The 20,251-nt window shown below is 29.2% G+C and carries 18 protein-coding genes and 1 tRNA gene; 16 read left to right on the plus strand and 3 right to left on the minus strand.

Going from position 1 to position 20,251, the window contains the following annotated elements; all coding sequences use genetic code 11:
• Nucleotide 1 precedes the first annotated feature (1 nt).
• A tRNA-Thr gene (locus ACVHXK_RS13785) sits at nucleotides 2-77 on the plus strand.
• A 44-nt stretch (nucleotides 78-121) separates the two neighbouring features.
• Here the strand turns inward: ACVHXK_RS13785 and ACVHXK_RS13790 are convergent.
• Nucleotides 122-1,105: an ATP-binding protein gene (locus ACVHXK_RS13790; protein WP_461206988.1), complete on the minus strand. Its 984-nt coding sequence runs from the start codon at nucleotides 1,103-1,105 to the stop codon at nucleotides 122-124.
• The gene (locus ACVHXK_RS13795) at nucleotides 1,098-2,084 is read right to left on the minus strand and encodes a DnaD domain protein (protein ID WP_461206989.1); all 987 of its coding nucleotides are present in this window, start codon (nucleotides 2,082-2,084) and stop codon (nucleotides 1,098-1,100) included. Before ACVHXK_RS13795 ends, ACVHXK_RS13790 begins: the two co-directional genes overlap by 8 nt.
• A 298-nt stretch (nucleotides 2,085-2,382) precedes the next feature.
• Here ACVHXK_RS13795 and ACVHXK_RS13800 point away from each other — a divergent pair, with 298 nt between their 5' ends.
• The 13 genes from ACVHXK_RS13800 (at nucleotide 2,383) to ACVHXK_RS13860 (ending at nucleotide 14,206) form a co-directional block, all read left to right on the plus strand.
• On the plus strand, nucleotides 2,383-2,838 hold the full coding sequence (locus ACVHXK_RS13800; protein ID WP_461206990.1) for a MarR family winged helix-turn-helix transcriptional regulator: 456 nt from the start codon (nucleotides 2,383-2,385) through the stop codon (nucleotides 2,836-2,838).
• A gap of 17 nt (nucleotides 2,839-2,855) precedes the next feature.
• Nucleotides 2,856-3,836: a beta-ketoacyl-ACP synthase III gene (locus ACVHXK_RS13805; RefSeq protein ID WP_461206991.1), complete on the plus strand. Its 981-nt coding sequence runs from the start codon at nucleotides 2,856-2,858 to the stop codon at nucleotides 3,834-3,836.
• A gap of 231 nt (nucleotides 3,837-4,067) precedes the next feature.
• Nucleotides 4,068-4,298 (plus strand): acyl carrier protein, encoded by a 231-nt coding sequence (gene acpP / locus ACVHXK_RS13810; protein WP_461206992.1) that lies wholly within the window; start codon nucleotides 4,068-4,070, stop codon nucleotides 4,296-4,298.
• A 68-nt stretch (nucleotides 4,299-4,366) separates the two neighbouring features.
• Nucleotides 4,367-5,317: an enoyl-[acyl-carrier-protein] reductase FabK gene (gene fabK, locus ACVHXK_RS13815; protein WP_461206993.1), complete on the plus strand. Its 951-nt coding sequence runs from the start codon at nucleotides 4,367-4,369 to the stop codon at nucleotides 5,315-5,317.
• Between the two features lie 97 nt (nucleotides 5,318-5,414).
• Nucleotides 5,415-6,359 (plus strand): ACP S-malonyltransferase, encoded by a 945-nt coding sequence (fabD, locus tag ACVHXK_RS13820; protein ID WP_461206994.1) that lies wholly within the window; start codon nucleotides 5,415-5,417, stop codon nucleotides 6,357-6,359.
• Between the two features lie 393 nt (nucleotides 6,360-6,752).
• Nucleotides 6,753-7,490: a 3-oxoacyl-[acyl-carrier-protein] reductase gene (gene fabG, locus ACVHXK_RS13825; RefSeq protein WP_461206995.1), complete on the plus strand. Its 738-nt coding sequence runs from the start codon at nucleotides 6,753-6,755 to the stop codon at nucleotides 7,488-7,490.
• A gap of 11 nt (nucleotides 7,491-7,501) precedes the next feature.
• On the plus strand, nucleotides 7,502-8,743 hold the full coding sequence (fabF, locus tag ACVHXK_RS13830; protein WP_461206996.1) for a beta-ketoacyl-ACP synthase II: 1,242 nt from the start codon (nucleotides 7,502-7,504) through the stop codon (nucleotides 8,741-8,743).
• A gap of 3 nt (nucleotides 8,744-8,746) precedes the next feature.
• Nucleotides 8,747-9,232 (plus strand): acetyl-CoA carboxylase biotin carboxyl carrier protein, encoded by a 486-nt coding sequence (gene accB, locus ACVHXK_RS13835; protein WP_461206997.1) that lies wholly within the window; start codon nucleotides 8,747-8,749, stop codon nucleotides 9,230-9,232.
• An 18-nt stretch (nucleotides 9,233-9,250) separates the two neighbouring features.
• The gene (gene fabZ, locus ACVHXK_RS13840; protein WP_461206998.1) at nucleotides 9,251-9,679 is read left to right on the plus strand and encodes a 3-hydroxyacyl-ACP dehydratase FabZ; all 429 of its coding nucleotides are present in this window, start codon (nucleotides 9,251-9,253) and stop codon (nucleotides 9,677-9,679) included.
• A gap of 33 nt (nucleotides 9,680-9,712) precedes the next feature.
• Nucleotides 9,713-11,056 carry an acetyl-CoA carboxylase biotin carboxylase subunit gene (locus ACVHXK_RS13845; protein ID WP_461206999.1) on the plus strand — a complete coding sequence of 448 codons (1,344 nt, stop codon included), beginning with the start codon at nucleotides 9,713-9,715 and terminating at the stop codon, nucleotides 11,054-11,056.
• Between the two features lie 38 nt (nucleotides 11,057-11,094).
• Nucleotides 11,095-12,006, plus strand: a complete 912-nt coding sequence (gene accD / locus ACVHXK_RS13850; RefSeq protein WP_461207000.1) for an acetyl-CoA carboxylase, carboxyltransferase subunit beta — start codon at nucleotides 11,095-11,097, stop codon at nucleotides 12,004-12,006.
• Between the two features lie 11 nt (nucleotides 12,007-12,017).
• Nucleotides 12,018-12,962, plus strand: a complete 945-nt coding sequence (locus tag ACVHXK_RS13855) for an acetyl-CoA carboxylase carboxyltransferase subunit alpha (protein WP_461207001.1) — start codon at nucleotides 12,018-12,020, stop codon at nucleotides 12,960-12,962.
• 260 nt (nucleotides 12,963-13,222) lie between these two features.
• Nucleotides 13,223-14,206, plus strand: coding sequence for a biotin--[acetyl-CoA-carboxylase] ligase (locus ACVHXK_RS13860; protein ID WP_461207002.1), 984 nt, complete (start codon nucleotides 13,223-13,225; stop codon nucleotides 14,204-14,206).
• Between the two features lie 33 nt (nucleotides 14,207-14,239).
• On the opposite strand, the gene ACVHXK_RS13865 is transcribed toward ACVHXK_RS13860, so the two are convergent.
• A complete protein-coding gene (locus tag ACVHXK_RS13865) occupies nucleotides 14,240-16,924 on the minus strand; it encodes an EAL domain-containing protein (protein WP_461207003.1) in 2,685 nt (894 codons plus the stop codon).
• Between the two features lie 155 nt (nucleotides 16,925-17,079).
• On the opposite strand from ACVHXK_RS13865, the gene ACVHXK_RS13870 reads away from it, so the two are divergent.
• The gene (locus tag ACVHXK_RS13870) at nucleotides 17,080-17,685 is read left to right on the plus strand and encodes an amidase domain-containing protein (RefSeq protein ID WP_461207004.1); all 606 of its coding nucleotides are present in this window, start codon (nucleotides 17,080-17,082) and stop codon (nucleotides 17,683-17,685) included.
• A gap of 188 nt (nucleotides 17,686-17,873) precedes the next feature.
• Nucleotides 17,874-20,225: an ATP-dependent DNA helicase gene (locus ACVHXK_RS13875; protein WP_461207005.1), complete on the plus strand. Its 2,352-nt coding sequence runs from the start codon at nucleotides 17,874-17,876 to the stop codon at nucleotides 20,223-20,225.
• The last annotated feature ends 26 nt before the right edge of the window (nucleotides 20,226-20,251 follow it).

Consider the following 20,251-nt stretch of genomic DNA (forward strand, 5'->3'; position numbering starts at 1 on the left):
TGCTGATATAGCTCAATTGGTAGAGCAACTGACTTGTAATCAGTAGGTTCTGGGTTCAATTCCTAGTATCAGCACCAATAATTTTGATATTATTTTAAATAGAGACTGCTTTTGGCAGTCTCTATTTTTTTTGTTTATCCATATTTAATTTAATTCTTAGATCATCTCCATAAAATCTAAAAATAGTGAAATCACCTAGTAGTCTAGAAATAATTCTATCAGAATAATAAGAACTTAAATCATTTAATGAGTAATTAGTGGATATTAACATTTTTTTCTTTAGTAGAAGTTTTTTATTTATTAAATTAAATAAGTCTGTTCTAGTAAAATTATTTATATGTTCAGTCCCAAGATCATCTATTATTAATAAATCACAATTAATTATAAGGTCTTCAAGTTTTTTATTATTAGATAATCTAATTTCTTTTAAATTTTCAAATAAGTTTTGTGCTGTTTTATAAAGGACAAAGTGTCCATTACTAAGTAATTCTTTTGCAATACAGTTACTTAAAAAGGTTTTACCGGTTCCTGGTGTTCCATAGAAAAGTAAATTTTCGCTAGTTGAATCAAAACTTTCTACGTAATACATAGCTTTTTCAGAAACTTCTTTTATGTTTTTTTGAGGGCTAATACGAAACTTATCATTTGTAGAATTAGAGAAATAAGAATATTTAAAGTTATCAAAATTCTCTTTGCTAAGAATTTTTTCTAATTCTGAGTTTTTATAATAAACATGGACTAATTTTTTATTGTAACAAGAACATCTAGTTGGTCCAATAAAACCAGTATCTTTGCATTTTTCACAAGTGAAAATAGGTTTTAAATAGTCACTATCATAATTATTTGATACGAGCAATTCAAATTTTCTCATCTTAAGGTCAGTGATCTTTTCTTTAATTAAATCTAATGAAGTGCTGTTTTCTTTTTCTGTCTTTAAATTATTTAAAGCTAGCCTTATACATAATCTGTTTATTTCTCTTTCTAAATTCATTACAGAGGGTAACTTTTTTTCTATTTCCTCTTTTCTTCTTTTATGTTCGTGTTCATTTTCAGATCTTGTTTTTTCATAGATTTCTAATATTTCAGTTTGATATCCTTTAATCATTTTCATCCCATCCTAATAAGGTTTTCTCAATTTTATCTAAATCATATTGCTTTTGTTCTCTATTAATGAAAGGGTCATTATTATTATAATTATTTTTAATGTAGCTCTGTGATGCCTTGTTTTTTGCTCTTTTTCTATCTCGAATTTCTACGTCTTCAATTGTCTTAATATTTTCCTTATACCAACTAGTTAAGATAGCGTCAATATACTTAAATTCAGATTTATTTAACCGTTCGAAGCAAATATCACATGCTCTATAGATAATTTCTAAAGAAAAATTATAAACCGTTAGCCATTTATCTATCATTTTTTCTTGAGGTTTCATTACTTCATTACTATTCATTCCTAGATATTTCAAAACTTTTCTGATATTTATCCATTTGTCCTCGGTTTTTTTAATGAAAGATTGAACTTCGGCTACAGTAGATATTTTAGCATCATGCCATGAAATTGCAACTTTTTCAAAATATCTATAATCATTCTTGCCTTTTGATAAGCAATATTCTATTAAAACTAGAATCATTTCGGGAGAAAAAGAATAGTCACTTTTCCAACTTAAATACATAGATAATTCTTTGTTTGAAAGAGTTCTACCGAGCATCTGCTCTATTTCTTTAAACATATCTTGGGTAGAATTTTCATTTAATTCATGTAAGATATTTGAGTTAGAAGTAGATTCTACGCCATAAAGTTCTTTGAATTCTAAAGTATAGTTACCGTAGGAATCTTTTGCAGTAAATGAAATGATGTTTTTTTGGTTCCAGTAAGTCCAAGCTTTCATTATATCTGATTCTAATAAATTAAGTATATTTGCCATTTCAAGAGAACTAATGCCAAGTTCACCTGAGGTACAATGTCTTAATGCAAGTAAATATACTTTAACATATTCACCGGGTGCATCTGACATATATTTATCTATAAAAATATTACTTAAATAAGTATAACTATTAGTTTTATTTTTAAAAACAAAAGTATTCATACATTTTCCTTTCAAATAGTAGTTTGTAATTTATTATAACAGAAGAAATATCTTTACTCAATTAAGACAAAGAACACTTGATACAAAAATTATTTATCTTTATTTAGTTTCGTGTGTTTTAGTTCACGGTTGACAGTGTACAGTTCATTGAATAACGTAAAGGTTAATAAATATTTAAAACATAGTAATGTAATAAAAAAATGAGTTATAGGTTGACAGTAATAAGATATTAATATATACTTTGATTATCAAAATATTTGATTGACAAAATAAATAATTAATCGAAAAGAGTGTTAATATGGGAAAATCTATAAATTCAGTTTTAAATGAACTATTAATTGAAATATTTAATGATATATTGGTGATAGAAGAAAGAGCTATCAAAGAAGAACCTCTCAATGATATATCAATAACTGAGATGCATACAATAGAAGCTGTAGGGATGTACGAACCAAGAACAATGACGGTAGTAGCAAAAGATTTAGATATAACTGTGGGTACATTAACTACAGCTATAAACAATCTTGTAAGAAAAGAATATGTTTCTAGAGAAAGAGACGATAAAGATAGAAGAGTTGTTAAAATTAAATTGACTAAAAAGGGTAAACTAGCATATAGGATACATGAAAAGTTTCATTTAGATATGATCAAACATACTATTGAAGGTTTAACAGAAGAGGAAGAAGTAGTTTTAGCAGATGCGTTAAAAAAATTAAATAAATATTTTAAAACAAATTATAATTTAAAAAAATAGTTTAAAGGAATGAAGATATGTTTAATGCGAAGATAATAAGTACAGGAAGTTATGTACCTGAAAATATTATGACGAATAAAGACTTATCAAAAATAGTAGAAACAAGTGATGAATGGATAACAGATAGAACTGGAATAAAAGAGAGACGAATATCTATTAATGAAACTACGTCTATGTTAGCAATAAAAGCAGCCATTGATGCTTTGAATAATTCAAACATTAAAAGTAAAGAAATTGATTTAATTATCGTTGCTACGGCTACTCCAGATTATTTTTTCCCTTCTACTGCTTGCCTTGTTCAAAAAGAAATAGGAGCAATAAAAGCTACATGTTTTGACTTGAGTGCAGCTTGTACTGGTTTTATTTTTGCTCTTAATACAGCAACACAATTTCTAAAGACAGGTCAATTTGAAACTGCATTAATAATTGGTGCTGAAACATTATCAAAAGTAGTTGATTGGGAGGATAGAAAAACTTGTGTATTATTTGCAGATGGTGCAGGCGCAGTATTATTGAAGAGAAGTGAAAAACAAGGTATTATATCTGCATATACAGGTTCAGATGGCAATGGCTATAAAAACTTGACACTCCCAGCTATTGCACATAGAAATACTTTTTTGAAAGAAGTTGAAAAAAAAGAAAGTTATATTAGCATGAATGGTGGAGAAATATACAAATTTGCTGTAAGAATAATTGCTGAATGCATACAAAAGTTGCTAGAGAAAGAAAATATTTTAATAGATGAAATAAAATTTATTCTACCTCACCAAGCAAATTTAAAAATAATTGAGGCATCAGCTAAAAAATTAAAAATAGATAAGGATAGATTTTTCGTTAATTTAGATAATTACGGAAATACATCAGGGGCTAGTATTCCTTTAGCTTTAGATGAAATGGTGAGAAATAATTTATTAAATGATGGTGATTTAATCATTTTAGTAGGCTTTGGAGCTGGATTAACTTATGGAGCTCAATTAATAAGATGGTTTAATAATTAGTTTATAAAAAGGTTATATTTTAGAATATTATTGACATTTATAGAATAAATTTGTAGTTTTGTATAGAACAAATTTTCAATTATCAATTAGCAATTTTCAATAATTGCAAATTGAACATTGCAAATTGCAAATTGTCTTATAAACAGTAACTATTAACAGAAACATTACTATATAAATCAGTAATTATTCAAAAAAATAGCCAATAATTAAAATATATAGGAGGATTTTAAAATGACTTTTGATAGAATAAAAAATGTTATTGCAGAGCAAGTTGATATGGAGGTTGAGAAAATAGAGATTTCTTCTACTTTCGAAGGAGATTTAGGTATAGATTCTTTAGATATTTTCGAAATCGTTATGGAACTTGAGGAAGAGTTTGAAATTGAAATACCAACTGAAGATTTAGAGAATATGACAAAAGTTGAAGATTTGGTTAAGTACATAAATGATAAACTAAACTAAGGTATAATTTAATAAAAAATTGGAGACTGTTGGATATCCTTCAGTCTTGTTTTCTAGAGGAGATGGATATGAGTAAATTTGATTTATTTAAAAAAATAGGGGTAAAGTATCCGATTATTCAAGGCGGTATGGCGTGGATAGCAGATAGCTCATTAGCCTCTGCTGTATCAAATGCAGGAGGGTTAGGACTAATAGCAGCAGCAAACGCACCTGTAGAATATGTACGTGAAGAAATAAGAAAAGCGAAAGAACTTACGGATAAACCTTTTGGCGTTAATATAATGTTACTGAGTGATAATGCAGAGGAAATAGCACATTTAGTAGTGGAAGAGGGCGTAAAAGTTATAACTACTGGAGCAGGTAGTCCAGGTAAGTATATGAATATGTGGAAAGAAAACGGAATAACAGTTATTCCTGTAGTTGCATCAGTAGCACTCGCAAGAAGAATGGAAAAAATGGGTGCAGATGCAATAATAGCTGAAGGGGGAGAAGCTGGTGGGCATGTTGGAGAAATTACTACTATGACACTTCTACCGCAAGTAGTAGATGCCGTTAATATTCCAGTAATTGCAGCTGGTGGTATAGGTGATGGCAGAGGAATTGCAGCTACATTAATGCTTGGTGCAAGTGGGGTACAGGTAGGAACTAGATTTTTAGTTGCTAATGAATGTACAGTACATCAGAACTACAAAAATAAAATTTTGAAAGCAAAAGATATAGATTCAGTAGTAACTGCTAGATCAACGGGACATCCAGTAAGAGTTCTTAGAAATAAATTAAGCAGACAATTTAAAGAACTAGAAAAAGAAGGAGCAGACTTAGAAAAACTTGGAGAACTAGGAGCTGGGTCATTAAGACTTGCAGTAAAGGAAGGTAATGTAGATTTAGGGTCTGTTATGGCAGGTCAAATAGCTGGAATGATAAAGAAAGAACAGAGCTGCACTGAAATAATTGAAGAAATGTTCTGTGAAGCAAAACAAACAATTGAAACAATGAGTAAAATTAGTTGTGACATATAACTATAAAATATAAAATATTACTGTGAACTGTGAACTGTGAACTGTGAACTGTGAACTGTGAACTGTGAACTGTGAACTAAAAAACGGAGGCTTATACATGGGTAAAGTTGCTTTTATATTTCCTGGGCAAGGAGCTCAATACGTTGGTATGGGCAAGGAATTATATGATAATAATAATAAAGCGAAAGAAATATTTGATTTAGCAGATAAAGAATTAGGATTCTCTATAAGTGATATTTGTTTTAATGTAGAAAAGGAAGAATTAAATAAAACAGAAAACACACAACCAGCTATATTAGCTACAAGTATTGCAGCCCTTAAGGCTTTAGAAGAGAGTGGTATAAGAGCAGATGTAGTAGCAGGTTTAAGCCTTGGAGAATATACAGCACTTGTATATTCAAATGTATTAAAATTTGAAGATGCAATTGTTCTAGTCAAAAAAAGAGGTAGATATATGCAAGAGGCAGTTCCACACGGAATTGGTGGAATGGCTGCAGTGTTAGGCTTAGATGAAGAACAAATAAAAGTAGCCTGCGAATTTGGATCTCAAAAAGGAATAGTTCAGCCAGCAAATTTCAATTGTCCAGGACAAATAGTTATTGCAGGAGAAAATGAAGCTTTAAAATTAGCCTCAGAAAAATGTGAAGAGCTAGGAGCAAAAAAAGTAATTCAACTTTTAGTAAGTGGGCCATTTCATACAAAAATGTTAAAAGAAGCTGCAGATAAATTATTTGTAGAACTACAAAAGATAGAGTTGAATAGTTTAAATACACCGGTCATTACAAATTTAACTGGTGATTATATAAATGATGAAAATGAAATAAAAGATATACTAAGAAATCAAGTTATGAGCCCCGTGCAATGGGAAAGAACAATTAATACTATGATGGATGATGGAGTAGACACATTTATTGAAATAGGCCCAGGAAAAGCTTTAAGAGGATTTGTTAAAAAGATAAATAGAAAAGTAAAGTTATTAAATGTTGAAGATCTTTCTTCATTAAACAAAACAATAGAATTTTTCAACAATAAAACCAATTAAAGAACTTAAGAATAGTTTTCTTTGTATAAACAATATATAGGTAATATGTTTTTTAGGTATATACTTTGATTGTCGAAGTTTTTGACAAACAAAGTATATTATATAATAGAGAAAAAATATGTTTATAAGTTTCTAAAAGTGTAATGATAAATATATGGGTTTTTATTTTAGGCTTTGTTTTAAAGAATTGTTGATTTATAACGTATAGTTTGAATCAATAGTTTTTATTTATAAAATATTAGCAATTTGCAATTTGCAATTTGCAATTAAGGATGATTTTGCTACGCAAAATCGACTATCAAAATTAAAGATTCTCTGAGGAACGAAGAGAATTATCCTCAATTGTGCATTGTGCATTGTACATTGTGCATTGATCTTATAGGAGGTCTAGTATTGAAAAATAAAACAGCAATTATAACAGGTGCAAGTAGAGGTATTGGTAGAGCCATTGCTCTAAAACTTGCGGAGAAGGAAGCTAATATAGTAGTTAATTATAGAAGTAGCAAAGAAGAAGCAGAAAATCTTTGTGATGAATTGAAGAAGTTTGGAGTTGAAGTATTATTAGTAAAAGCTGACGTTAGTAACTTTGATGAAGCAGAATTTCTTATAAAAGAAGCTAAGGACAAATTTGGTTCTATAGATATTTTAGTCAATAATGCAGGTATTACAAAAGACGGACTATTTATGAGAATGAAAGAAAAAGATTTTGATGACGTTATAAACGTTAATTTAAAAGGGGCATATAATTGCTTAAGACATGTAGTTCCTATAATGATGAAACAAAAAAGCGGCAGAATTATAAATATATCATCTGTTGTAGGTGTTTTAGGAAATGCTGGCCAAGTAAATTATGCAGCCTCTAAAGCTGGAGTTATTGGTATGACAAAATCTCTTGCAAAGGAAATTGGTTCAAGAGGAATTACAGTAAATGCAGTGGCACCAGGATTTATAGATACGGATATGACAAAGAAATTATCAGATAAAGTAAAAGATACAATAAAACAAAATATAGCGTTAAAGAAATTAGGTACTACAGATAATGTAGCGGATACAGTATATTTTCTAGCTTCTTCAATGGGAGAATATATAACTGGGCAAGTAATAAGTGTAGATGGTGGTATGGTATTTTAAAGGAGGATATTATGGGAAATAGAGTAGTGATTACAGGAATGGGAGCTATTACTCCTATAGGAAATGATGTGGAGACAGCTTGGAATAATATAAAGAATGGTATATGTGGTGTAAATGAGATAAAAGCTTTTGATGCTACTGATTTTAAAGCTAAATTAGCAGCAGAAGTTAAGGGTTTTGATCCGTCAAAATGTATGGATAAAAAAGAAGCTAAGAGAATGGATAGATTTAGCCAATTTGGTATAGTTGCAGCAGATGAAGCTGTGAAGGATGCTGGAATTGATATTCATAATATAGATAGTGAAAGGTTTGGAGTTATTGTAGGTTCAGGAATTGGTGGAATATCTACCATAGAAGAACAACATAAAAAATTAGAAGAAAAAGGTCCAAGAAGAGTATCACCATTTTTAATTCCTATGATAATTGGAAATATGGCAGCGGGTAATATAGCTATAAGATTTAATGCAAAAGGAATCTGCACTAGTATTACTACAGCTTGTGCAACGGGTACTCATTCTATAGGTGAAGCTTTTCATAAGGTAAGAAATGGTGAAGCGGATGCAATAATTGCAGGTGGAGCAGAAGCGTCAATAACACCACTTTCTGTTGCAGGATTTTGTTCTTTGACGGCCCTTAGTGGAAGTACAGATCCAAGTAGAGCATCTATACCTTTTGATAAGGAAAGGGATGGATTTGTAATGGGAGAGGGAGCTGGGATTGTTATAGTAGAGTCTCTCCAGCACGCAAAGCAAAGAGGCGCGAAAATATATGCAGAGATAGTTGGATATGGAGCTACTTGCGATGCATATCACATGACTTCACCTTCACCAGGTGGAGAAGGTGGAGCTAGAGCAATACAAATGGCAATGAAAGATGCAAAAATAAAAGAAGAAGATATTTCTTATATAAATGCCCATGGAACAAGCACGCCATATAATGATAAATTTGAAACTGCAGCTATAAAAACTGTATTTGGTGAAAAAGCGTATGATATACCAGTTAGTTCAACAAAATCTATGACTGGTCATTTGCTTGGCGCAGCAGGAGCTGTAGAAGCAATAATTTGTGCAAAAGGACTTGAAGAAGGGTTTATACCTGCTACAGTGGGATATAAAGAAAAAGATGAAGAGTGCGATTTGGATTATGTTCCTAATATAGGAAGGAAGGTTGATATTGAATATGCCTTATCAAATTCACTTGGATTTGGTGGTCACAATGCAACGATAATTCTAAAGAAATGGAATGAGGTATAGATTATGGATTTTGATAATATAAAAGAATTAATTAAAACACTTAGCGAATCTAGTTTGACAACACTTGAGATAGAAGAAGATGGATTTAAGATAAAATTGAAAAAAGAAAAAGAAAAAGTGATTGTCAATGAAGGAGTTAGGGCAAAAGAGCCAAGTACATTAAGTGCTGAAGATACAGTTACAGTATATGATATGCACAAAAACGATAAAGAAAACAATCAGGTTCAACAATCAAAGGTTGAAGATAAATGTATAACAATTAACTCTCCTATAGTAGGTACTTTTTATGAAGCATCTTCTCCAACAACTGAAGCTTTCGTTAAAAAAGGAAGTAAAGTTAAAAAAGGGGATACTATTTGTATAGTTGAAGCTATGAAGTTAATGAACGATATAGAGGCTGAATTTGATATGGAAATATTAGAAGTGCTTGTTGAAAATGAAGGAATGGTAGAGTACAATCAGCCATTATTCAAAGTTGCTAAACTTTAATATAGAGGAGAAATGAATATGTCATTAGATATTAAACAAATCCAAGAAATAATACCTCATAGGTATCCCTTTTTACTAATAGATAAAGTTGAAGAAATAGAAGAAGGTAAAAAAGCAACAGCTTATAAAAATGTTACTATGAATGAATACTTCTTTCAGGGACATTTTCCACAAGAGCCTGTAATGCCTGGTGTTTTAATAGTAGAAGCTTTAGCCCAAACAGGTGCTGTAGCAATTCTTAGTTTAGAAAAAAACAAAGGTAAAATAGCATATTTTGGTGGAATAAATAAAGCTAGATTTAAAAAGAAGGTTGTACCTGGAGATGTACTAAGATTAGAAGTAGAAATAATAAGAATAAAAGGCCCAGCAGGCATAGGTAAAGCAATAGCATGGGTAGATGATAAAAAGGCAGTAGAAGCAGAATTAACATTTTTTATTGGAGAATAAGAGACTAATAGAGCTTGAGAGTGGGTGAATAACTTGTTTAAGAAAATACTTATTGCAAATAGAGGCGAAATTGCTGTAAGAGTAATTAGAGCATGTAGGGAAATGGGAATTCGTACCGTTGCGGTATATTCAGAAATTGATAAAGAAGCACTTCATGTCAAGTTAGCTGATGAAGCTGTTTGTATAGGGCCAAGTAAATCAAGAGATAGTTATTTGAATATGGAGAATATAATCAGTGCTACAGTTTTAACTCGTGCTGAAGGTATTCATCCTGGTTTTGGATTTTTATCGGAAAATAGTAAATTTGCTCAAATGTGTAGAGAATGTAATATTAAGTTTATAGGACCTGATTCGAAAGTTATGGATATGATGGGCAATAAAGCAAGGGCAAGACAAATTATGATAGAAGCAGGGGTACCTGTAATACCAGGTGTTGATGGAGTAATTGAAAGTTATGAGCATGCAGTAGAGGAATGTGATAGAATCGGATATCCTATTATGGTGAAAGCTTCAGCAGGTGGTGGCGGTAGAGGTATTAGGATAGTAAGAAGAAAAGAAGATCTTCAAAATGCCTACCAAACTGCAAAAACAGAAGCTAAAGTTTCTTTTAATGATGATACAATGTACATTGAAAAATTTATAGAAAATCCAAGACATATAGAATTTCAAATATTAGCGGATGAATTTGGTAATATACTTCATTTAGGAGAAAGAGATTGTTCTATTCAAAGAAGAAATCAAAAGGTAATAGAAGAAGCACCTTCAAACTTAATTTCACAAGAATTAAGAGAGAAGATGGGTGAAGTTGCAATTAAAGCAGCTAAGGCAGTGAATTATGAAAATGCTGGGACTATTGAATTTTTAGTAGATAAAAATGGTGATTTTTATTTTATGGAAATGAATACAAGAATCCAAGTTGAGCACCCTGTAACAGAGTATATTACAGAGGTTGATTTAATAAAGCAACAACTTAAAATTGCAGCTGGAGAAAAATTAGAAATTAAACAAGAAGATATAAAAATAAATGGGCATGCAATAGAATGTAGAATAAATGCAGAGAATCCTGAAAAAGGATTTAGACCATCACCAGGTAAGGTAGAAATTTATCATGTTCCAGGAGGTAATGGGGTCAGAATAGATAGTGCCTTATATAATGGATATACTATTCCACCTACATACGATTCTATGGTAGCAAAATTAATAGTACATGGAAAAAATAGAAATGAAGCTATAGTTAAAATGAAAAGAGCTTTAGAAGAGTTTGCTATAGATGGAATAGATACGAATATAGAATTTTTATTTGATATATTGTGTAATGAGAAATATTTAAAAGGTGATTTTGATACATCTTTTATAGAGAAAGAGTTTAACTTTTAGTTGTAAGTTAAATTGATTAGAAGAGGTTGGTGATAAAAATGTTTAGATTAAAAAGGGTATTTAAAAAACCACAGTATATCACCTTGCAGCAAGATGAAATGAAAAATGAGGAAATAAAAGAAGAAATAATAGAAATAGAAGATGAAAAAGACAAACCGAGTGTTCCAAATGGATTATGGGTGAAATGTAAGGTCTGTGGTGAAACAATATATAAAGAGGACCTTAATCAAAATAATAGAATATGTAGTAATTGTGGTAAACACTATAGATTATCTTCAAAAGAAAGAATAGAACTTGTAATAGATAAAGATACTTTTATAGAAACAAATGAAAATATAGCTAGTGTTAATCCTTTAGAGTTTGATGGCTATTCACAGAAAGTAGATTCTTATAAAGAAAAAACAGGAATGAGTGAAGCTGTAGTTACAGGTGTTGGTAAAATACAAGGACTTGAGACTGTAATAGCTGTTATGGATAGCAATTTTATGATGGGTAGTATGGGTTCTGTAGTAGGAGAAAAAGTTACTAGAGCAGTTGAACTTGCAACAGAAAAAAATCTTCCTATTGTAATTTTCACAGCATCAGGTGGTGCGAGAATGCAAGAGGGTATTTTATCTCTAATGCAGATGGCGAAAACTTCGGCTGCAATTGCAAAGCATAATGAGTCAGGCAATTTGTATATTACTGTATTAACAGATCCAACAACTGGAGGAGTAACAGCATCTTTTGCTATGCTTGGTGATATTATATTGTCTGAACCAGGAACATTAATAGGATTTGCTGGTAAGAGAGTAATTGAACAAACGATAAAGCAAAAATTACCTAAAGGGTTTCAGACAGCAGAATTTTTATTAGAACATGGTTTTATTGATAAAATAGTTGATAGAAAACAATTAAAAGAAACTTTAGCTAAAATTATTGATATTCATCAAAGCTGTATTGTAAGGTAGGAGGTATATTTATGCTTGATTGTGAAAAAGAGATTATAGATTTAGAAAAGAAAATAATAGAGCTGAAAGAATTTTCTCTTTTAAAAGAAGTTGATTTAACATTAGAAATTGAAAAATTAGAAAACAAATTAGATAGTTTAAAAGAAAATGTATATGATAAGCTAACTGCTATGGATAAATTAACTTTGTCTAGAATGATTGAAAGACCAACAGCTTTAGAGTTTATTGAAGAAATTTTTGATGATTTTATTGAATTGCATGGAGATAGACAATTTAGAGATGATTTATGTATTGTAGGAGGAATAGGTAAATTAAATGGGATTCCTGTAACAATTATAGGGCAACAAAAAGGTAGAAATACAAAAGAAAATGTAAAGAGAAACTTTGGTATGCCAAATCCAGAAGGATATAGGAAAGCCTTGAGGTTAATGAAACAAGCAGAAAAATTCAAGAGACCTGTTATCTGTTTTATCGATACTCCGGGAGCATATCCAGGACTTGGTGCCGAAGAAAGAGGTCAAGGAGAGGCAATTGCAAGAAATTTGATGGAAATATCAGTATTGAAAACTCCCGTTATATCAATTGTAATTGGAGAAGGTGGCAGTGGAGGAGCTCTTGCTATATCAATTGCAGATCAAATATGGATGTTGGAACATGCTGTTTACTCAATATTATCTCCAGAAGGTTTTGCTAGCATACTTTGGAAAGATGCTTCAAGGGCAAAAGAGGCTGCAAAAATAATGAAAATAACCGCACAAGATTTAAAGGAATTAAAGGTTATTGATAAAGTAGTTAAAGAACCACTAGGGGGAGCACATAAAGATTTAAAATTAATGGCAAATAGCATAAAGAATGAATTATTAAAAGTACCCTTCGCAGATATGTTAGACAATATTGATGAAGTAATAGATCAGAGATATTTAAAGTATAGAAAAATAGGTGAATTTTTAGAATAAAAGCTTCCAGCAGGAGGCTTTTTTTGTTATTCTATATTAAATATTGTAGAATGGTTATATGTCTTAATGTGCAGTTTGCAATTAGCAATTAGCAATTAGCAATTTGCAATTAGCAATTTGCAATTAGCAATTTGCAATTTGCAATTAAAGATGATTTTGCTATGCAAAATCTTTGAATTAATTTAATAACTAAAGATTCTCGACGACAGGAGAGAATCATCCATAATTGTGCATTGCACTTAAAAAAAAGGGGTCATATAATGAAATATAGAATTTTAGAAATGCTTAAAAATAGTGAACAGGGGTTTTTAAGTGGACAAAAAATCAGTGAAGAATTAGGAATTTCCAGAGCGGCCATTTGGAAACATATGAATACTTTAAAAGAAGAGGGATATACAATAGAATCTGTATCTAGAAAAGGCTATAAAATTATATCTTCACCAGATATACTAACTTTATCTGAGGTACATAATAAAGTTAAAACAGAATATATAGGTAAAGAAATAATTCATTATGATAGTATAGCATCTACAAATACAGAAGCAAAAAAAATTGCCTATGAAACAAAAGAAGGTACTATTATTGTAGCTGAAGAACAAATAGCAGGAAAGGGTAGGATGGGTAGGAGCTGGGTATCTACAAAAGGTAAAGGTATATGGATGTCGATTATATTGAAACCTGAGATATCACCTACTAAGGTACCACAGATAACACAGATAGCAGCTGCGGCAGTTGCTAAAGCATTAGAAGAGTTAGATATTGAAGTAGGAATAAAATGGCCAAATGACATAATTATTAATGGTAAAAAAATATGCGGAATACTTACTGAGATGAGTGCAGAGATTAATATGGTAAATTATGCTGTGCTGGGTATTGGAATGAATGTAAATAATAAAGAGAATGATTTCCCAGGAGAATTAAAGAGTAAAGCTAGTTCTTTGTTTATTGAAGAAAAAAAAGAATATTCTAGAAAAGACATATTTGTAGGAATTATAAATTATTTTGAATTCTTTTATGAAGAGTATGTTAAAAAAGGTAATATGCAAGAAGTATTAGAAATATGTAGAACTAAATCTTGTGTAATAGGAAGAGAAATTAGAATGATTGAAAAAGGAAAAGAAATTATAGCAAAAGCAGTAGAGTTGAATGATAATGGAGAATTAGTGGTTACATTAAAAAATGGAAATAATAGGTCGATTATGTCCGGGGAAATTTCAATAAGATCAAAGGATGGATATATATAAAACAGCTTACATATGTAAGCTGTTTTATGCTATTTAAATAGTTTTAGTTTTTGTAGTACAAGTTATAACACTTTTAACTTCTCCGTTATTATTGAATATAGGGAATAGTATCCAATTACAAACAATTATTTTCTTATTTTTTGTATAGTTTTTAGAAGTATATTCTATTGGTTTACCAGAAAAAATTGAATTTACTATTTTCATTGATTTAATAAGTTCAGATTTAAGAATCATATTTTTCATTAGATTTTTATCTAGCGCTTCATCTTCGGACCATCCGAAAATATTCTCTGCTCCTTTATTCCACATTAAAATCTTAAAGCTTTTACTCCACTGTATTATTGCTTGTGGGCTATTGTAAATTATTTCTTTGTACGATAACTCATCATTTAGACAACAAGTATCTTTAATACTTGGGATATTATTAAGTATCGACAAGAAACTAGAATGAAAAGAATACTTGTTATTAATAATTTTTTCGAAGTCATCATGAGGAAGTGGTTTGCTGACTAAATAGCCTTGTATCATATCACAATTGTTATTTCTCAAAAATTCAAATTGATGTGATGTCTCCACTCCTTCAGCTACTACAGATAAACCCATACTTTGTGCCATGGCAATAATTGTAGTTACAATTATTGTGTTATCTAAATCTTCATTGATATCTGATATAAATGACATATCAATCTTTAAAGTTTTAAGTGGTAGTTTCTTAAGTTGACTTAAGGAAGAATAGCCAGTTCCAAAATCATCCATAGAAAAAGAAATTCCTAAAGCTTCGATTTCTTTAAGAGTGCTAATTGTACCTAGTTCATTGTTAATTGCTAAACTTTCTGTTATTTCAAAATCTATATATCGTGTATCTATGTTAGTTTCTTGTATTATATTTTTAAGCATTGGAACAAAATCTTTTTGTTCAAGTTGTTTTGTTGATAAGTTAACTGAAATTTTAGGTGGTGTAATCCCAGCAGCTAACCAACTTTTAACTTGCCAGAAAGCTGTTTTTATAACCCATTCTCCAATTGTTAAAATTAAATTTGATTTCTCTGCAATTGGGATAAATACAGAGGGAGAGATAAATCCTTTTTCAGGATGTATCCAACGTAGTAAAGCTTCAGCTTTAATAGTTTTTTCTGTTTTAGTATCAATTATTGGTTGGTAGTATAATTGTAAAGAATCATTTTCTAGGGCTAAGCTTAAGTCATTTTCTAAGTGAACCTGATTTAATAATTGTTTTTCTACATTTTTATCATAAAATACAATAGAATTATTTTCTTTTAGCTTAGACATTTTCATTGCAATACTAGATTGTTTTATTAATTCTTCAATATTATCAGAATTATTAGGATATATACTTAGCCCTACATTAGTAGAAATATTAATTTTAAAATTATCAATTTCATAGGGATTAATCATTTGATTAATAAGATTTTTAGATCTAGAACTAATATTCATAGTACCTGCAGGATCAGTAAGTTGTATGATAAAATCATTTTTACTATATTGAACTATCGTATCATTTTTGTTTAAAAGTTTAGAAATTCTTTGCGATATAGTAACAGATAACTTATTTGTAAAGTCAGCACCCATAAATTCGGTCGTTTGTTCAATGTTCTTAATCGAAATAAAAAGAATACCTATAATTAAATCATTATTTTCTTCAATAAGTTTGTTTACTTTTTCTACTAAATAGTTTTTATTATACAGCCCAGTATGTAAATCAAAATAAGCTAGTTTTTTGATTTTTTCTTCAGCTACCTTATAATCAGTAACATCAATATTTATTCCGCCAATTAATGTTTCATTATTATGATTAGGGACTGAGAATTTTAATATTTTGAAGGTTCTTTTCTCACCACAATAATTTGTAAAGGATTGTTCATAAGAAATTTGACCTTTTTCTACGGCTTTTTTATCGTAAAGAAATATTGAGGATGCTTCATCAGGAATAATACAATCTTTAACATTTTTATTTGTCAAATCGCACTGACCATAGAAATCAGATATATATTTATTTGCGAAAATATAAGTACCTTTTATATTCTTAATATATATGCAAGCTTCTATATTATCAGAAAAAAGTTTGAATTTCTCTTCGGATTCAGAGAGAGCTATTTTTGATTTTATTGTGTCTGTGATATCGATAATCATAGAAAAAAGTAACTTTCCTTCATTGATAGTAATTGGTGCAGACATAACTTGAACGGTTTTAACAGTACCGTCTGAAATATTATGTTTAAAAATAAAATAATTTTTTTCTTCAGCAATAGCTTTTTTCATTTCCTTATTTATTTCTTCTTTAGTCATAGTATTAATATCATTCATCGTTAATGAACATATTTTATCAAGGGAATATTTATAAAATTTAAGAGCCCCAGCGTTAGCATCAACTATTTGTTTTGTTTCAGGGTCGATTAATAATAGAATTAAATGACTATTGTTATATAAACTATTGTAAAATGAATCTGTATTAAGGAGTACATTATGTGTAGTTACTAGTTTTGAAATAACATTATTAATAACAAAGTATAATACTATAGTTGTTATTAATAAATATAAAAAGCCTTTATAAGTTTGAATTTTTGTAATCGTGGCTGGATTGTTTGTAAGGAAAGTTATTACTCTATCTGAAGTAAAAATCCATAGAGAGCTAAAAAGTAAATATAAAGTTAGAATTTTTGTTATGATTGAATATTTATTAAAATTATTTTTATTCATAAGTTGTCTCCAATTAAAAATTTTTATAAAAATATTATACCATTATAATAGATGTTTTTGTTTTAAAATGTCAAAAAACATAAAATAGGTATAAACAAATAGTATGATTAAAACATATATTGATATAAACAGTTATTAAAAGGAGCTTTTGTAACATGGGTAAAAATCAATATAATTATACAATAAAGAGCGACTATAATCGGAGTAAAGCTAAAAAGTATGCAGAAAAACATGCTATAAAACCAAATCTAATAGATTATCCATATTTTAAGGAGGATGACTGTACTAATTTCGTATCGCAAGTGTTAGCGGCTGGAGGAATTAAATATACTGGATATAGATGGGATAAGTTAGAGTGCTGGTTTTGCAGGACAAAAAATGAAAAAGATCTAAAAAATATTTCGCTTACATGGAGAGGTGCTAGATATTTTAGAAGGTATTGGGGAAATGAAGAAGGACTAGGAAATGATAGAGCTTCAAAGTATTTGTCTTTAAGTGTAGATGAAGTAATGAAAAATTACGATGCTATTGTAAAGATGATGGATATAGGTGATGTTATTCAATATGGAGATCGTACAAATAATAATATACCATATCATTCGCAGATAATTCATTCTAAAGGATATAATAAAGAATATAAGAAGGACGATCTATACGTAGCACAACATTCAAAAAATAGAATGTTTGTGTCTTTTATAAAATATATAAATGATTTTAAAGATATAAAAATTGGTAGAGTATATTTATACAAAATATTATAATATTAATGGGGAAGTATTTGCATACGGTCAGAGTTAAGAATAAGATACGTTAGTTTCTTTTTATAAAATAGGATATTATTTAGAGAAGATATACTATCGTATCTTTACTGCTAGTATAAATATTGTTATTTAAGTTTTGATTAATTATAATAGATTTTATTAATGAAGTACAAAAGGGGAATAAGATTATGTTAGCCCAAAATATAATTAAGATATCGGTTAGAAATTTAGTGCAGTTTGTTTTAAAGTCTGGAGATTTAGTATCAACATTTAAAGGCAGTTCTAGAAATGTAGATGCAATAAGAGCTCATCAAAAGATACAGAAGGGGTATGGGGATAATTATTCATCAGAAGTGACTTTATCTATATTAATTAAACAACAAGATTTTATGATTGAAGTTAAAGGAAGAGCAGATGGAGTATTCAATGATGGAGAAAATGTATTGATCGATGAAATTAAGACTACAATGGTACCATTAGAATTTATAGATGAAAATTACAATGGAGTTCACTGGGCACAAGCTAAATGTTATGCTTATTTCTATTGTGTTGAAAATGAAGTAGAAAATATAGAAGTTCAATTGACATATTACAATTTGGATAATAAAAATATAAAAAGAATAAAAAGAGGCTTTACAAAAGAAGAATTAGGAAATTTCTTTAATAACTTATTAAGTAGCTATATCAAATGGGCTGATACACTAGATATGTGGATAAAAAAACGAAATAATTCTATTAAAGAATTAAAATTTCCTTATGGTGAATATAGAGAAGGACAAAGAAAATTAGCAGTTTATACATATAAAACAATTAAAGATAATAAAAAATTATTTGCACAAGCACCTACTGGTATTGGAAAAACCATTGCAACTATATTCCCAGCTTTAAAGGCAGTGGGAGAAGATTTAGGAGAAAAAATATTTTATTTGACTGCGAAAACAATTACTAGAACTACTGCGGAAAACACATATTTACAATTACGAGAAGCTGGATTATCATTTAAAACGTTGACACTTACAGCTAAGGAAAAGATATGTTTTAATGATGAAGTAAATTGTAATCCTGACAAATGTCCATATGCAAGAGGGCATTTTGATAGGGTGAATGAAGCTATTTTTGATATATTTAATGAAGATAATATGACTCGTGATGTTGTTGAAAAGTATGCTAGAAAATATAATATATGTCCTTTTGAATTCTCTTTAGATTTAGTATTTTGGGTTGATGGTATTATTTGTGATTATAATTATGTTTTTGATCCAAGAGCTTCTTTAAAAAGATTTTTTGATGATACAAAAAGGAATAGTATATTACTAATAGATGAGGCACATAATTTAGTTGATAGAGGTAGAGAAATGTTTTCAGCCGATTTAGTTAAAAAGGATATTTTAGAATTAAAAAAGGAAAGCAGAAATCAAATACCAGAATTATTTAAGATTTTAAATAAGCTTAATACTTATTTTATTGAATTGAGGAAGAAGTGTGAAAAAAATAATGGTTATTTTATGTTAGAAAAAAGACCAGAAGAAATATTACCACATTTAATAAAATATATAAATAAAGCGGAAAAGTGGATGTTAGAAAATAAGAATGAAAAAAGTGATTGTAAAGATAAAATTTTAGATTTTTATTTTAAAGCATTATTTTTTATAAAAATAGGTGAAATATTTGATGAATCCTATAGAGTATACGCTGAAAAAATTGATAAAAATGATGTGATATTGAAACTATATTGCGTAAATCCATCGAAATTTTTAAAAGAAAGTATTGATAATAATTTAGCTACCATAATTTTCTCTGCTACATTAAGTCCAATGGATTATTATTTTGAGGTTCTAGGAGGAGAACAAGATGATAATAAACTAAGATTAAAAAGTTCTTTTAAAAGAGAAAATTTACTCTTATTAATTGATGATAAAATTTCTACAAAATATAGAAATAGAGAAGAAACAGCTGAATTTGTGATAGAAAAAATAAAAGGACTTATTTCATCTAAAAAGGGTAACTACTTAGTATTTTTTCCTTCCTATAAATATCTAAGAATGATTCTTGAGAGAATAGATGATAACACTATTAATTTTAATATAATAAGCCAAGAAATAGGTATGGATGAAACTCAAAAGGAAGAATTTCTAGAAAATTTTAATGAGATTAGAGATAAGAGCTTAGTAGCATTTGCAGTTATGGGAGGAATGTTCGGTGAAGGCATTGATTTGGTAGGTGAAAAATTGTCTGGAGCTATTATTATAGGAGTTGGACTTCCACAGATTTGTTTTCAGAGAGATATAATTAGAGATTATTTTAATGAGAAAAAGGGTTGTGGCTTTGAATATTCTTATATATATCCAGGTATGAATAAGGTTATGCAGGCAGTAGGAAGAATAATAAGGACAGAAAAAGATAAAGGAGTAGCGTTGCTTATAGATACTAGGTTTACATCTAGTAGATATTTAAAACTATTTCCTTACGAATGGCAGCATTTGAAAAGGATACAGAATACAAATGAAATGAGTAATTATTTAGAAGAATTTTGGAAATAAAAATTGTTTTATAAAATTATTTTAAA

Source organism: Clostridium sp. DL1XJH146 (assembly GCF_054819755.1).

Coding starts and splice junctions, on each gene's coding strand:
- ACVHXK_RS13790 (WP_461206988.1), bottom strand. CDS start 1,105: ATGATTAAAGGATATCAAACTGAAATATTAGAAATCTATGAAAAAACA.
- ACVHXK_RS13795 (WP_461206989.1), bottom strand. CDS start 2,084: ATGAATACTTTTGTTTTTAAAAATAAAACTAATAGTTATACTTATTTA.
- ACVHXK_RS13800 (WP_461206990.1), top strand. CDS start 2,383: ATGGGAAAATCTATAAATTCAGTTTTAAATGAACTATTAATTGAAATA.
- ACVHXK_RS13805 (WP_461206991.1), top strand. CDS start 2,856: ATGTTTAATGCGAAGATAATAAGTACAGGAAGTTATGTACCTGAAAAT.
- acpP (WP_461206992.1), top strand. CDS start 4,068: ATGACTTTTGATAGAATAAAAAATGTTATTGCAGAGCAAGTTGATATG.
- fabK (WP_461206993.1), top strand. CDS start 4,367: ATGAGTAAATTTGATTTATTTAAAAAAATAGGGGTAAAGTATCCGATT.
- fabD (WP_461206994.1), top strand. CDS start 5,415: ATGGGTAAAGTTGCTTTTATATTTCCTGGGCAAGGAGCTCAATACGTT.
- fabF (WP_461206996.1), top strand. CDS start 7,502: ATGGGAAATAGAGTAGTGATTACAGGAATGGGAGCTATTACTCCTATA.
- accB (WP_461206997.1), top strand. CDS start 8,747: ATGGATTTTGATAATATAAAAGAATTAATTAAAACACTTAGCGAATCT.
- fabZ (WP_461206998.1), top strand. CDS start 9,251: ATGTCATTAGATATTAAACAAATCCAAGAAATAATACCTCATAGGTAT.
- accD (WP_461207000.1), top strand. CDS start 11,095: ATGTTTAGATTAAAAAGGGTATTTAAAAAACCACAGTATATCACCTTG.
- ACVHXK_RS13855 (WP_461207001.1), top strand. CDS start 12,018: ATGCTTGATTGTGAAAAAGAGATTATAGATTTAGAAAAGAAAATAATA.
- ACVHXK_RS13860 (WP_461207002.1), top strand. CDS start 13,223: ATGAAATATAGAATTTTAGAAATGCTTAAAAATAGTGAACAGGGGTTT.
- ACVHXK_RS13865 (WP_461207003.1), bottom strand. CDS start 16,924: ATGAATAAAAATAATTTTAATAAATATTCAATCATAACAAAAATTCTA.
- ACVHXK_RS13870 (WP_461207004.1), top strand. CDS start 17,080: ATGGGTAAAAATCAATATAATTATACAATAAAGAGCGACTATAATCGG.
- ACVHXK_RS13875 (WP_461207005.1), top strand. CDS start 17,874: ATGTTAGCCCAAAATATAATTAAGATATCGGTTAGAAATTTAGTGCAG.